The sequence below is a fragment of the Saccharopolyspora gloriosae genome (genome assembly GCF_022828475.1).
GTDB lineage: Bacteria > Actinomycetota > Actinomycetes > Mycobacteriales > Pseudonocardiaceae > Saccharopolyspora_C > Saccharopolyspora_C gloriosae_A.
On record NZ_CP059557.1, the window covers coordinates 3,092,355 to 3,105,922 of the forward strand.

Consider the following 13,568-nt stretch of genomic DNA (forward strand, 5'->3'; position numbering starts at 1 on the left):
GGCTGCCGGTATTCATGAGAGAATCGGGAACTCGCGAGAAGATGGGGTAGCCATGACACCGAATCCGCTCATTGCGCATCGTCGATCATTGCAACTACGTGAGGTGGAACTGGGCGGTTTGGAGCTCCCGTACTATTTCGGCAGTGGATGCATGGACGAGATAGCGGAGAAGATCGAGGAGCTTGGCGCTGACAAGATCTTCATCGTCACCGATGCCGAGGTTCTCCGTCTGCATGGCGACAAGCTGCTTTTCGCGCTGGGGAATCGAACGCCTGTGGTCGTGCTGAGCGGGCAGCCGGGCGAATCTCTGAAGTCGCTGGAACGTCTCGCCTTGCATATCGAGCAAGTGCTGAGGGATGGTGCGACCAGGAGAAGCCTTGTTGTCTCCTTTGGTGGCGGTGTTCCGGGTAACCTGGCGGGTGTTGTCGCGAGCCTGCTGTTCCGTGGGGTCCGATTGGTCCACATACCGACGACCACGGTGTCGGCGATGGATTCGGTTCTTTCGCTGAAGCAGGCGATCAACAGTCCATTCGGCAAGAATCATATCGGATCGTACTATCGGCCGGTCGGGATTTATGCGGACGTTTCTCTTTTTGAAACGCTGCCGTCTCGTGAACTGAGGTCGGGCCTTGGTGAGATGTCTAAGAACTGTCTTGCGATTCTTCCGGAGTTGATAGAGCCGATGAAGAAGATTCTGGCGAGCGGCGACTTCGGGGGAGTGGAGACGCTACTGTGGTTGCTGGACGCCAGCATAAGGGCGAAGTGCCTGGTCACTCGCGAAGATCCGCATGAAAAGGGTGCCGGCCTGGCCCTCGAGTACGGACATACCGTGGGGCACGCGATCGAGTTGCTCGACCACCGGCAACGCGGCAACGTGGCGATCTCCCATGGTGAGGCGGTCGCGCTGGGAATGCTCGTTGCCGCACGTGTTTCCCGGGCTCGAGGGTGGTTGTCGCAGGCAAAGGTCGACACGCACGACGACATCGTCGCCGGATTGGGAGTGGCTCCCTGTCTGCCGGATGGTGTCTCGGGGGACGAAATACTGAGACTGATCAAGGACGACAACAAGCGGGGTTACCTGCCCGTGGGGCCGGACGAGGCCCCCTTCGTCCTGCTTCGCGAGCTGGGCGTTCCAGCGGTGACGGGTACCCTGCCGCTCGTTCCGGTCGGCTTCGCCGAGGTGGCGGCCGCTCTCGAAGAGCTGGCTGTCGACCTCGACCGAGCCGGCCCCGGTCGCCGTCGGCTCCGACCGCGAAACCAGCTAGGTGTCCGATGGCCGGAACCCCGTGCGGACAAGTGGTGCTATGGGGTTCGTGGCCTTAGTCTGTGAGTTGTGAATACCAGGAAACCACATGTGGATTGGGAAGTTCTCTTCGGAGAAAACTACGACCACTTCGATCTTCCTGACCTGACTCCCGAGTTGAGTCGCCGGGAGGTGAAAAGTATTGTGAAGCTTGGTGGTCTCGTCCCGGGTATGTCCCTTCTCGACGCACCGTGTGGACATGGCAGACATGCCAACATCCTGGCCTCCCAAGGGTATTCGGTGGTCGGCGTCGACCGGGACGAGCGTTTTCTCGCCATGGCAGCCGAAGAGGCGCGGGCGATGAACGTCGAAGTCGACTACCGCCAGGTCGACCTGCGTGAGATGTCGTTCGAGGACGAGTTCGACGTGGCTGTTTCCTGGTACAGCTCGTTTGGCTACTTCGACGATGAAACGGATCGTGACATACTGCGACGTTACCGCCGTGCGCTACGCCCCGGTGGCCGGTTCCTGCTCGACATGTACTCCCCGTACCGGCATATTCCGAGAATGCTCGTCAATCACGACAGGCATGTCGATATCGTGGCTCGCGATGCGGATATGGCTGTCGAAATACATGAAATGGACGCAGTGGACAGTCGCTGTTACTCGGAGAAGGTCACCATTCGCGGTGGGAAGGTGGAACGAGCCCGCTTCAGTGTCCGTATGTTCACCGCCCCGGAGATCTTGGAGTGGTTCCGCACCGCCGGATTCTCCGATGCGTCCGTGACGGACGAGTACGGCGGCACCTTCACCATCAGCAGCCACCGCCTTCTCGTGGTCGGCATCGCCTGAGCCGAACGCACCGCCGGTCGGCTGTTCGAACAGTAGGGCATGGTGGGCGGCGCCACTTGTCGTATCGGCTCGCCCCGGAACCGGGGAGCTGGCGACTTGCGTATGAGCGGACGGTCGAGCCGGTTGGCGGCTGCTTGGGCGACGGCACTCGTGGCAGGGGTTTTCGGAACAGTCAACGTGATTCTCGCGCTGGACGCCCCGATGGTGGACCTCCGCGTCTATCAAGCCGCCGGCCAGGTCGTGCTCACCGGTGGCGAGTTGTACTCGGCACCGGTGCGGCCCGATTTCTTCTTCACCTATCCGCCGTTCGCCGCTGTGGTATTCGCGCCTCTGGGCCTGCTGAGAGTGGGGCCGGCGCAGGCCGGGATGGTGTTGCTCAACTGCGTGCTGCTGCTCTTCGCCGCCTGGCGTTCGTGGCGCTCGATCGGTGTCCGGGCTCCCTGGATGCTTGTGCCGGCGGTGATCGCCTCGGCCGGCGCCGCGTTCCTCATCGAGGCCGTTTACACGAACTTTCACGACGGTCAGATCAATCTTCTGTTGCTCGCCTTGGTGTTGGCTGACATGACAGGGCCGAAGGAGGGCCGGTTACGAGGTGCGGGAATCGGTATCGCGGCCGGGATGAAGCTGACACCGCTGATCTTCGTGATCCTGCTGGTGGTTCTCGGGCGGAGGCGGCACGCCGCCGGTGCGACCGCGTGGGCGGCAGGGACGGCGCTGCTGCTTTTCGTGGTGTTGCCCGGTCCTTCGGGTCGAGTACTGGTTTTCGGGCGTGTTCGCCAAGACGAGCCGGGTCTTCCCCGACCAGACTTCACGCCACAACCAGTCCCTGCGCGGAATGCTGCTCAAATCCGGCGTACCCGAACCCGCGGCCACCTGGGTGTGGCTACTCCTCGTGGCGTTGGCCGGGATCGTCGTACTCGCCGTCGTCGCGACGAAGACCCTTGAGCCGTTGTTCGTACTGTCGTTGGTCGGTCTGTATGCGGCAGCGGTGACGCCATGGGCGTGGGGCACCACTGGGTGTGGCTGGTGCCCTTGGGCGTCTTCCTCGTGTCGGTCATGCGTGACGCGAGCCGTCGGTGGCTTTGGCTACCCGGTCTGGTGCTGCTGCCGGGCACCGCACCACAGCTGCTGGCTTTGGCCGATCCTCAGTACGATTGCGAGATCCCAGTCCTTTCGAGCGGGCCACTCGCGTTCCTGATGGGGAACTTCTATGTCCTGCTGTTCGTCGCCGTGCTCGCCACTGCCGTGGTCGACCGCCGCCGGTCCTGTTGAACGCAACAGGACCGATCCTTCCGCGTTCACGACAGGTCGTACAGAGCGGGCCACAGCCGGTCCCAGGTGCCCGACGTCCCCGTCACCAGCCACATCGGCGTGCCTGCCGTGGCCACCCGTCCAGGCAGCGTGATCGGCACTGACCCGGCAGGGGACAGTCCGGTGGCGGAGGCGCGGAGCATGGCGGGCACCGTTCCCGCGAACGATCGTCTCCGCGCTCTGAGGAGGACGGGACAGCCCCCAGCAACCCCAGTTCGGACTGTGGGCTTCGATCCCCTCTCGCCGCAGGGCACTGGCCACCCAGCAATACTCGGTGACCACTATCGCGCCGGTGTGCGCGGCGGCCGCCCTCGCCACGGCCGAAGTCGTCTTCGGCCAACCCAGTTCCCCGTCAGGTACGGGAATCCAGGAGTGGGTGCGTACCAGGCTGAGCGGCCATACCGGTAACACCAGCACGACGGCGACGATGGCGCTGGCCACCTTGGCGGCTGAACCGGCAAGCACGTGCCATCGCCGGGGGTGGTGTTCCGCGCACACCGCCGACGCCGCCCAGCACATCGGGAACATCCCCAGCAGGTAGTACGTCCGGCCCCCGCTCAGGAGCACGACCACGCCAAGGACGACGGTCGTGTACGCCAGGAAACGGTAGGGCCGCAGCTTCTCGTCCCGGAACAGGCGGGCCACCCGTGGCAGACCATCACCGCCCCGACGGGTAACCCGGCGGCGACCAGGAAACCGGCGAGCTTGGGCAGGCCGTCGCCGGCCTGTGTGACCTCGTTGGCGATCGCACGCCCGAACTCCAGTTGTGGCCATCCGTGTGCGATCTGCCACCAGAGCGCGGGTATCACGCCCACCACGGCCACCGCCGCTCCCGGGACGAGCGCTTTCGGCGCCGGCAGTGCGGGCCGAGTACGGGACAGCGCCAAGCAGAGAAGGGCTACCAGCCAGAACGCGCCGATCAGCAGCTTCACGTGCACCGCTAGCGCGGTCACGACCCCGAGGGCGACCAGGTCTCGCTGGGACCCGGTGCGCAGTGATCGCACCACCAGCCAGATGGTCACAGTCCACATCATCGGGTCCGGCCCAGCGGTGTGCAGATGATGACCGGCCGCGAGATACCCGACCGCGACAGCAGCCGCGGTGGAGCATTGTGCGCGCCTGCCGCCGCCCAGCTCCCGGGCGATCAGTGCGGCCGAGACCACGGCCACGCCGATCGCGAGTGCGGCGGGAAGGCTCAGCATGAACAGGGAACCGGGGGCCAGCCAGTCGAGGGCGGCCGCCAGCAGCGGGACGAGGGCGGGTTGGTCCGGATAGGACCAGTCCGGATTACGCCCGGACCAGATGAAATACAGCTCGTCACCGTGGTAGTCATAGCGGCCCGCGGTCAGCAGGAGCAGCACTGTCACCGAGACGGCGATGAGCAGGACCGGCCGGAGGGACACTGGCGACATCCTGCTGGGAATGCCCATGCCAAGGATGCTGGCAGTGCAGGCGACCTTTTGGGAAGGTACCGGTTCAGCGGGGGTCAGCTCGCGCAGCCGTTCAAAATGCGCGGGCAGCTCGCTCACGTAAGCGATGAGCTTCGGCAGCCAGTTTTTGGCACGCTGCTTGAGATCCTCGGGCAGCTGGGGGTCGTTTTCGAACTCGATGAAGTCGTCGCTGGTTGCCCAGCCCAGTGTTTGCACGACCCGGTGCAGCGTGGTGTTGGGCTCTTGTGACGTGCCATACGCGGCGAAGAAGGCGGGTGGCAGGCCGGTGCCGTTGTAGAGGGAGGCGTGTTTGTGCAGCAGCGCGACTTCTTTCGCCGGGTCGCCCACCCTGGGGAAGTCCCAGTCGATCAGCGTCGCGCGATCCGCCGACACCAGCACGTTCCACATGTTGATGTCCCCGTGTCCCAGCGCCGATCGGGCTCCCCGCAGCGACGGGGCGGCCGTGTCGATGGCCAGGTGTAACTCGCCCAGCAGCGGGATCAGGTCCGGTGCCAGCCGGTGCAGCCCCCGGACGGAATCTTCCACGATCGCGTGCAGCTCGGCAGCAGGGTCTCTGGGAGTCAGTACGAAGCGCGAGGGGCCGAGGTCCTCGCCGGCGAGCCCGCGGGGGAAGGCGACCGCGTGCACCCGTGCGTACGCGGCACCGACGAGTTGCCACACCTGTTCCGTGTCGGTCCCTTCCTCGATATGGTCGCCGAGCGTGGCGCCCTCGGCGAATTCCATGAGCGAGGCGTGTTCGTTGGCGGCGAGCAGTGCGGGGGCGGGAAGACCGTGCTGGGCAAGGAAAGACGCTCTGGCGGTCTCAGGCTCCCTGGCCTCGGTGAAGACGCGGAGGACGGCCTTGCTCTCGTCCGCGAAGGTGATTACCACGATCGTGTGCTCGAATCCGCGGCCGGTCAACGGGGACAGCTCCACCATCTGTGGCAGGCCGGCGGCGGCGACTAGTTCCCCAGCCAGCACCTGTATCTCTTGGGAGATCATGCAATCCAGCGTAACAGTCAGCGTTCAGCTGCTCGGTGCCGATCTTCTCGTCAGCGGTGGAGGATTCGGACGCGCCGCGAGATACTCAGCCGACAACGGCTGGAATCCTGAAACTCACCATTGCTGTTGACGAAAAAGAACACCATGCCGAGAATGATCCCGCGACGGCGTAGGCAGACGTGGCCTGCCACGATCAGAGCCGTCCTAAGTGGAGCGTCGAATTGGAATGAACCTTCCAGGGGCTCGTCCGGTTCGACGTTGCCGCGTATCGGAAATCGGCGCAGCGCGTACTGCCTCCATCGCACGCACCGCCTCAGGGCCAGCGAAACCGGGCACTTCACTACAGAGATCGTTGACCTTCGCGTCGTCGAACGGCCCCGGCAAACGTGTGCAGGAGCCTATGGTGTCCGTCTCGATCAGGCGCACGACAGCGCTGAAGACGCAATTGCCGCTGCCCGGCAGTGGTGCACGACCAGGCTGCGGCCCATCCGCCTGTACGACCTCCGGCAGCGGCACTCCTCGATCACCGTGACCATGGACGCCTGCACCACGGTCCTGTCCGAGATCGCGCTCGCGGCGGCCGAGGCGACGGCCAAGCTCATCCCCGGGAACCCAGCCCGACAGCTCGGGCTCGTCTCGGGCGCGGATCAGACCACAACGGACCTCAAAGAAGTGGAGGAAAAGCGTCCACATGACACAAAGCCCCACGTCATCGGAACCGAAAACGTGGGGCTTGGGTGTGCGCCATCAGGGACTCGAACCCCGAACCCGCTGGTTAAGAGCCAGCGACACTCTGTGTCGGATGGTGTCGAGTGATGCCGAACAAGACCTTTTCGTCTGCTCACAGCGTGTCCACGGTGTCGGTGTCAATGTATGGGCTCAGGAGATCTTTGACGTTTCGTTCTCGGGACATGCTTGACCGTCTGGGGCGTTCGTGATCGTGTCCCTGGGTGGATCAGCAGGCGGTGGCGGAGTTTCGGTATCGCGCGGTGTGCGAGGTGCTGGGTGGATCGCCGATTGGTGAGGTCGCGACTCGCTATGGGACGACTCGACAGTCACTTCACGCGTGGCGGCAACGGTTTCAGCAGGAAGGCAAGCCGGGCCTGGCCGATCGCTCACGCCGACCACGCACCAGCCCGAACAGGGTTCCGGCCGAAGTCGAGGCGCTGATCTGCAAGTTACGGCGGGAACATCCCCGCTGGGGCGCCCGGCGAATCAGCTACGAGCTCGGGTTACGTGGTCTCACTGTGGCTCCGGCACGAGCGACCGTGCATCGAGTCCTGACTCGCAACGGGCTGATCGATCCACACGCCCAGCAGCACAAGCGTAAGTACAAGCGTTGGCAACGCCAGACCCCGATGCATTTGTGGGAACTCGACATCGTCGGCGGCGTCCCGCTGGCTGACGGCCGAGAATGCAAGCTGGTGACCGGAATCGATGACCACTCCCGGTTCGTGGTGATCGCCGCGGTCGTCGTAGTCGCCAACAGCCGTGCGGTGTGTGAGGCATTCACCTCGGCGATGCGCCGCTACGGCGTGCCCTCGGAAGTGTTGTCGGACAACGGGAAACAGTTCACTGGCCGCCATCAACGCCCGCATCCGGTGGAGGTGTTGTTCGAAACGATCTGCCGACACAACGGCATCACCCAGCGCCTGACCAAACCCCGTTCACCCACCACCACCGGCAAGATCGAACGGTTCCACAAGACGCTCCGGGCCGAATTCCTCGACCACGTCGCCCCTTTCGAATCCCTCGACGCCGCGCAGGCCGCAGTCGACGGCTGGGTCGAGAGCTACAACCATCAACGCCCGCACCAATCACTGGACATGGCGACCCCGGCCAGCCTGTTCCGGCCGAACGGCCCCACACGCATCGACAGCCCCAACTTGCGCAAGCCGAGCCCGAAGCCTCCTCATCGTTGGTGGTGGATGTGATCGAGCCTCCTGTGCAGGCTCCCAGTGCGACGGCGGTGGAGTTCGAACTTCGGGTCCCGCCCAGCGGTGAAACGAGCCTCGTCTCGGGCAAACAAACGATCTCCCTGCACCGCAGCCTGGCAGGACGAACCGTGAACATCTGGGCCGGCCTGCGCAGCATCCACATCACCCTGGACGGCAACCTGCTGCGCACCCTCTCCTCCCGACTCGCACCCGAGGACCTGGCGACCCTGACCATGCGCGGAGCACACCCAGCCGGGCCGCCACCGGCCAAGCCGGCGCTGCAACGACTCAACGGCCTGCCCACGATCCCCGCCGGTGAAGCCGTCGAGGTCGACCGTCGTGTTACCAAAGACGGCATCGTCAGCCTCGCCGGCGACACACACCTGGTCGGGTTCGCCTACGCCGGCCGCACCGTGACCCTGCGCCTGGACGGCCACCTCATGCACGCCATCGCCGACAACGCACTCATCGGCACCTGGCCCTGCCCTCTCTCCACCGAACGGCTGCCCCGGTTGACCGGAGCCCGCTCACCCTCCACGCCGCTGCCGCCACCTCCGCTGCCCGCGGGATCGCTGCACGTCCAACGACGAGTGCACGAAACCGGGCGATTCATGGTCGCCAAACAACGCATCAAGCTCGGCAAACGCCACGCAGGCAAGCTCGTCACCGTCGTCATCGAAGACACCCACCTGCGCGTCCTGCACAACGGCGAAGAGATCGCCCTGCGCCCCCGCCGCAACCTCGCACCCATCACCCCGGCTCTACACCACAGGCAAAGGCGCCAAACCAGCCGACGGTTAACCATGTCCCGAGCACAAACGGTCAAAGATCTCCCGAGACCACACAGCGACACCCGAGCCCCGCGGAGCCGGAGGACTCCGCGGACGAGGACGAAGAAACCTGAATGACCGGGTGCCCCTCTCCGCAGCTCGACCGTGGATGAGGGGCGCCCTGGTCAGGTGCAGAAAGAAGTACGGCCATGAAGGACTACGGCCACGATTCCAGACGACGGCTGTCACCACGTGAACGGCAGCTGGTGTACGAACGCGCCGACGGCCGCTGCCAGCGCTGCGGCGCCGAATTGGGTCCCGCTTATCAGAACGCCCACTTGGCGGCGAATCGCAACGGTGGAGCCACGGAGATCGAGAACATGCAAGCGTGGTGCGCGCGCTGCAACCTCGGTCTCGGGGGACTGGATGCGGATTCGGTCCCGAACCTGATCTTGCGCGAGTGGCAGTGCGAGGCGCTGCGCACGATCTCGGAAACGTTGTTCCAAGACGGGGTCGCTACCTTGCACGCGGCTCCCGGTGCCGGGAAGACCATCTGCGCAGGGGTCTTGTTCAAGATTCTCCGCGATGCCGGATACGTGGAGCGCATGGTGGTGGTCGTGCCGAACAAGGCACTGGTGCGCCAATGGCGCAAGGAACTCGCCTTGCTCCGCATCCACGTGGATTCCGAACCGGTGGACGGGGCGATCGAACACACCGGCAAGGTCGGGGCGATCGTCAGCTACCAGTCATTGCCCGGTGCCGCCCCGCTGCACGAGATGCAACAGGCCCGCCGTCGCACGCTCGTCGTCCTCGACGAGGTGCACCACGTGGCGACCGACGCCTCCTGGGGACTCGCGGTGCAGAGCATGATCGGTGACGTCACCGGAAACGACCTCCGGGCCGAGGCGGTGCTGAACATGACCGGGACCTTGTTCCGCTCCAGCCCGAAACGGCGCATCTCCACCGTTCGGTACGAACAGGTCCACACCGGAGAGGTGCCGAAACTCCAGGCCGTCGCGGACTACTCCGTGCTGGCACGCGAACTCATCCATGAGCACCTGCGTCCGCCGGACCTCTACGCGTACGGCGGCCGAGCCCGGTTCGTCGACGTGGTCGCGCAGCGCGAGGTCCACGCCGACATCGCCGACTTGGAGGAGTCGCCGCGCAACTCGGTGCTGCTGCAAGCCTGCACCTCGGGTGAATGGCTGCGCGGGTTCGCAGCGGAAGCGGTGCGGCTGCTCGAGAACCAGCTGCGGGCCATCGAATACGCGGAGCCGTTGAAGCTGCTGTTCGTCGCACCCACCCAAGAAGCCGCCCGGTCCGCGGCCCTGGCGTTGAACCGGGTCACCGGCCGGAGCTTCGCGCGGCTCGTCACCTCCGACGAACCCGGTGCACTGGACACCTTGCGACTCGCCGCTCAGGAGAACCGGTCCTGCGGGATCGTCGCCGTCCGAATGATCACCGAAGGGTTCGACTGCCCGCAGGTCTCCACCATCGCCTACGCCACCAACGTGACCGCACCGCTGTTCATCTCGCAGATGATGGCGCGCGCCATGCGCGTCACCGTGGCCGAACGCGAGCGCAACACCCCGCTGCCGGCGAACATCCTCGTTCCGGACCACCCGGTGCTGTGCGAGGCGTTCGCCGCGGCGCTGGCGAACACGATCCTGCCGGTCGACGACCGGGAGAGCGCCGAATTCGTGCCGAAAGATCTCGACGCACCGAGCAATCCGCGCTACGAACTGCTCGGTCTGGATGCGCCGTGGTTCAGTTCGGCGAGGGCGCTTGAACAGCCGGGCGGACCGGTCAGTCCACGGGAAGTCGAAGCTGCCACCGCGATTTGCGAGAAGCTGTACATCCCGGTCGTGCTGGCACCCAGAGTGGCGCTCGGGTTCCGGGACTGGAATGAGTGACCCTGGTAGTCCAGTAGAGCTGAGCGCGATCATCGCCGCGAGCGCGTGGTCGTGCTCAGGCCGCGCGAGCGGTGCAGTTCGGGTACAGCCAGGCCTAGCCGCTCGCATCGTGTTTCCGCAGTTCAAAGTACTGTGCGGATCGGGTAAGATTCAGTAAGCGTTTACACTCGATCTCCACGTGACGCCGCTCGCGATGATCTTTGAAAAGCCAGGTCAACCGACCTCGGTGACGCAGTCCCTGTCACCGGCTCTTCGAGCCGGTCCTCATTGCTGCACGGCGCATGCCTCCTCCTCGCGCGCGACGAACGACTGAACCGCGCCGCCGGACCGCACGGGACTGGAAAGGGGCGTAGAACAGGGCTCGCACGACTTGGTGCGCGCGGGCGGCAAGTACGCCTACCCGCCGGAAACGCCGTTCAAGCGATAGACCCTTGACCTCCATGTCAGGAGGACCAGCCGTGCTGGTTGGGCATCGATCTAGCTTGCGTTCGGTGTCACAAGGTTTAGCTACGAAGCCGTGTTCTGTTCACGGCCGCCTTTATCGGTGTCCGATGTGGACTCAAACCTGGCGAATGCGGCGGCGATGGCGAGGAGTTGGCGGGTGTCGGCGTCCGCGTCGGTGGAGCCGGGTGGGGCGATGATGCTGGGCGCTCGAGGTGGCGTGTCGGTGGTGCTGCGTCGTAGCGCGGTGTGGATGAGTTGGGCTTGCTGTGCAGGGGAGTGGTTGGCGTCTGCGGGTTCGGGGAGGTAGGGGCTGAGGCAGACGAGGCCGTCGCGGATTTCGATGATGCGGCGGTAGGTGCGTAGGCGCATGGCGCGCAGGTGTCGGCGTTCGCGGGCGGGGGAGACTTTGGGAAATAGGGCGATGGTGGGGAAGCGGTCGGTGAGGGCGGACCAGAGCGGGCGGAGTCGGCGGTAGGTGCGGCGGGCTTCGAACCACAGGCGGGTTTTGATCAGTGCGGTCCGGGCTCCGGGGTAGCCGATTCCGAGGAAGAACGTGGTGATGCCGATGGCCAGGATCGGGGTGGTCCAGGTTGCGGTGCCGGGGATCGGGTCGATTCCGAGGAAGAGGCGGCTGGCGGTGGAGATCGCTCGGGGCAGGTGCGTTCCGATGAGGTTGATCAGCAGGCCTGCGGCGGCGATGTGGAGGCTGAGGCGTGCGCGGGAGCGGGTGTGCTCGGCGGTGGTTTTGGCGAGGTGTGCGCCGCGGGCGCAGGCGTAGGCGAGGTAGAGGTTGCCTGCTAGGTAGAAGGCGAGCATGTCGGGCGCGGCGGCGTCTTCGTAGCCGGTGCGGTCGTCGGGTTCGGTGCGGGCGAAGGTCGCGGTGAGCACGGCGGAGGTCAGCAGGGCGAGCCCGATTTCGCGGTAGCCGCGGCGGGCGGCGAGCTGCGGTGAGACGCTGCCGTGCAGCAGTACGATCAGTAGGGCGAAGAACACGGTCAGCAGGGTGTTCTGCGCCAGTTTCGGGAAACCTGCCGGAAGTGCTGCGGCGAAGGTTGGTAGGTGGCCGGCCAGTTGGGCGGTCAGCGCGAGCACGACGAGGACCGTGCAGATCGTGACCGCGTGCAGGCCTTTGTCGCGGGGTGCCCGTGCTATCTGGGAGAGCTTCCACAGTGCCGCGATCGCTGCGGCTGCCCACATCAGCAGGTTCGGTACCAGCATCAGAGCCAGCCCTGGTGGTCGTCGAAGGCGCGGCCGATCCGGGTGGAGGCGTCGCTGGTGCGGTCCGGTGGCGCTTCCAGCCTGTGCAGGAGTTCGGCCCATTCTTTGATGACGGTGGCGACCATCTCGGCTTCGTGCTCGGCGGCGGGGGCGTAGCCGTCGCGGCGCAGTGCGCGGCGCACGATCTCGGGCGGGATGTCGGGGAAGAGCTGGGTCCAGATGTCGTCGTCGGCCTCGTTGGAAGCGTGACCGCTGATGAGGTGGCCGACCTCGTGCAAGATGATGTGTTCCTGGTGCCCCGTCGTGGTGTCGCGCTGGTAGAGGATCCAGTCCGTGTCCGCGGTGGCGATCCACAGCCCGAACGCACCGGGCGCGGGAAGCGGCCACGGCACGAGCCGGATCGGCCGGTTGCGGCGCTGTCCGAGTTCGTCGCAAAGTCGCGTTACGTCCAGCGGTGGGTGCAGGTCCAGTTCACGGAGCAGATCCCGGACCGAGCGCCGTAGTTCGAGCTCGCTGCGCCAGGCACTGAGCCCGCGGCGGCGCCTCATTGAGCGGCCTCGCCGAACAGCTCCAGCAGTGTGGTTGCGTTGCCGCTGGGATGGCTGACGAACCCGTTGTGCCCGCCCGGAAGTTCAACGAGAGGCCGGTCGAGCAGTGCCGCGAGCCGTTGAGCGCAGCGATGCTCCCATTGTCCTCGCGAGCGTTCGCCGCTAGTAGGGACGATTCGGGTTCGGGATGCTGCGGAAATCAGGTCGTCAGGGGTGAGTTCCGCAGCCCGCACGGCGGGGAAGTCGTGGTCGAAGAAGCGGCGCAGGTTGGCGCGCGGATCCCCGACCAGTTCGGGTGATTTGGCATCTTGCTCGGGTTCGTCGTTGCGTTCTCCGCCTAGGGCGACGAAGTGTTGGATCGCGCCGATGACATCACCGCGCGCTGCGATGTCGGTAACGGCGTCGAGTCCGGCTTCCTGCTCGGGATCGCGAACCAGGCATGACATCGGCGGCTCGTGGGCGACCAGGAGTGCGACCTGTTCGGGGACGTCGACGGCGAGGTGGAGGCCGATCACGGCGCCGATGCTCGGGCCGATGACCCGGGCCGGGCCGTCCGAGACCGCCGCGAGCAGAATGGCGGCGTCGCGGGCGTGCAGCTGCATGGTCACCGGCGGTTCAGTGCTGGTGGTCAGGCTGCGGGAGAGGCCGCGCCGGTCGTAGGTGATCACCTGCTGCCCTGCGGCGACCAAGCAGTCGGCGAGCTGCGTGGTGGCGCTGGCTTCGCTGAGCCCACCCTGGATGAGCAGGACCGGCGGTCCTTGACCGCGGAGCTCGTAGTACAGCTTGCCGCCGTCGATCTCGACGAAGCCATCCGTGTGCAACCGGCACCCCGCTTTACGGTCAAGTCCTGTTCCGCTGCTTACCGTCTCCCGCTCGTCCTGGTGATGCCAATGAGGTGTG

11 protein-coding genes and 1 pseudogene are annotated in these 13,568 nt (G+C 65.5%); 7 read left to right on the forward strand and 5 right to left on the reverse strand.

What is annotated here, in order from left to right:
• Window positions 1-52 precede the first annotated feature (52 nt).
• From H2Q94_RS13180 to H2Q94_RS13195, 4 genes are all read left to right on the forward strand, one after another.
• Complete coding sequence (locus H2Q94_RS13180) at window positions 53-1,330, forward strand: 2-deoxy-scyllo-inosose synthase (RefSeq protein WP_243795013.1); 1,278 nt, start codon at window positions 53-55, stop codon at window positions 1,328-1,330.
• A 24-nt stretch (window positions 1,331-1,354) separates the two neighbouring features.
• A complete protein-coding gene (locus H2Q94_RS13185) occupies window positions 1,355-2,095 on the forward strand; it encodes a class I SAM-dependent methyltransferase (RefSeq protein WP_243795014.1) in 741 nt (246 codons plus the stop codon).
• A gap of 177 nt (window positions 2,096-2,272) precedes the next feature.
• A complete protein-coding gene (locus H2Q94_RS13190; RefSeq protein WP_243795016.1) occupies window positions 2,273-3,040 on the forward strand; it encodes a glycosyltransferase family 87 protein in 768 nt (255 codons plus the stop codon).
• A 51-nt stretch (window positions 3,041-3,091) separates the two neighbouring features.
• Window positions 3,092-3,367 carry a hypothetical protein gene (locus H2Q94_RS13195; RefSeq protein ID WP_243795018.1) on the forward strand — a complete coding sequence of 92 codons (276 nt, stop codon included), beginning with the start codon at window positions 3,092-3,094 and terminating at the stop codon, window positions 3,365-3,367.
• 26 nt (window positions 3,368-3,393) lie between these two features.
• Here H2Q94_RS13195 and H2Q94_RS13200 read toward each other — a convergent pair whose 3' ends face one another.
• Both H2Q94_RS13200 and H2Q94_RS13205 read right to left on the reverse strand, forming a co-directional pair.
• Entirely contained in the window at window positions 3,394-3,549 is a 156-nt protein-coding gene (locus H2Q94_RS13200) for a hypothetical protein (protein WP_243795019.1), read from the reverse strand.
• A gap of 414 nt (window positions 3,550-3,963) precedes the next feature.
• Window positions 3,964-5,838, reverse strand: coding sequence for a phosphotransferase (locus H2Q94_RS13205; RefSeq protein ID WP_243795020.1), 1,875 nt, complete (start codon window positions 5,836-5,838; stop codon window positions 3,964-3,966).
• 534 nt (window positions 5,839-6,372) lie between these two features.
• Here H2Q94_RS13205 and H2Q94_RS13210 point away from each other — a divergent pair.
• From H2Q94_RS13210 to H2Q94_RS13225, 3 genes and pseudogenes are all read left to right on the forward strand, one after another.
• Window positions 6,373-6,654: a hypothetical protein gene (locus tag H2Q94_RS13210; RefSeq protein WP_243795021.1), complete on the forward strand. Its 282-nt coding sequence runs from the start codon at window positions 6,373-6,375 to the stop codon at window positions 6,652-6,654.
• Between the two features lie 134 nt (window positions 6,655-6,788).
• Window positions 6,789-8,563 (forward strand): annotated as a pseudogene (locus tag H2Q94_RS30940) (IS481 family transposase); the annotation flags it as partial.
• A gap of 191 nt (window positions 8,564-8,754) precedes the next feature.
• Window positions 8,755-10,458, forward strand: a complete 1,704-nt coding sequence (locus tag H2Q94_RS13225) for a DEAD/DEAH box helicase family protein (RefSeq protein ID WP_243795025.1) — start codon at window positions 8,755-8,757, stop codon at window positions 10,456-10,458.
• A 507-nt stretch (window positions 10,459-10,965) separates the two neighbouring features.
• On the opposite strand, the gene H2Q94_RS13230 is transcribed toward H2Q94_RS13225, so the two are convergent.
• Genes H2Q94_RS13230 through H2Q94_RS13240 form a run of 3 tightly spaced genes read right to left on the reverse strand, consistent with a single transcriptional unit; the run spans window position 10,966 to window position 13,489 of the window.
• Entirely contained in the window at window positions 10,966-12,120 is a 1,155-nt protein-coding gene (locus tag H2Q94_RS13230) for an MAB_1171c family putative transporter (RefSeq protein ID WP_243795027.1), read from the reverse strand.
• Window positions 12,120-12,668: a hypothetical protein gene (locus H2Q94_RS13235; protein WP_243795029.1), complete on the reverse strand. Its 549-nt coding sequence runs from the start codon at window positions 12,666-12,668 to the stop codon at window positions 12,120-12,122. Before H2Q94_RS13235 ends, H2Q94_RS13230 begins: the two co-directional genes overlap by 1 nt.
• A complete protein-coding gene (locus tag H2Q94_RS13240; RefSeq protein WP_243795031.1) occupies window positions 12,665-13,489 on the reverse strand; it encodes an alpha/beta hydrolase in 825 nt (274 codons plus the stop codon). Before H2Q94_RS13240 ends, H2Q94_RS13235 begins: the two co-directional genes overlap by 4 nt.
• Between the last annotated feature and the right edge of the window lie 79 nt (window positions 13,490-13,568).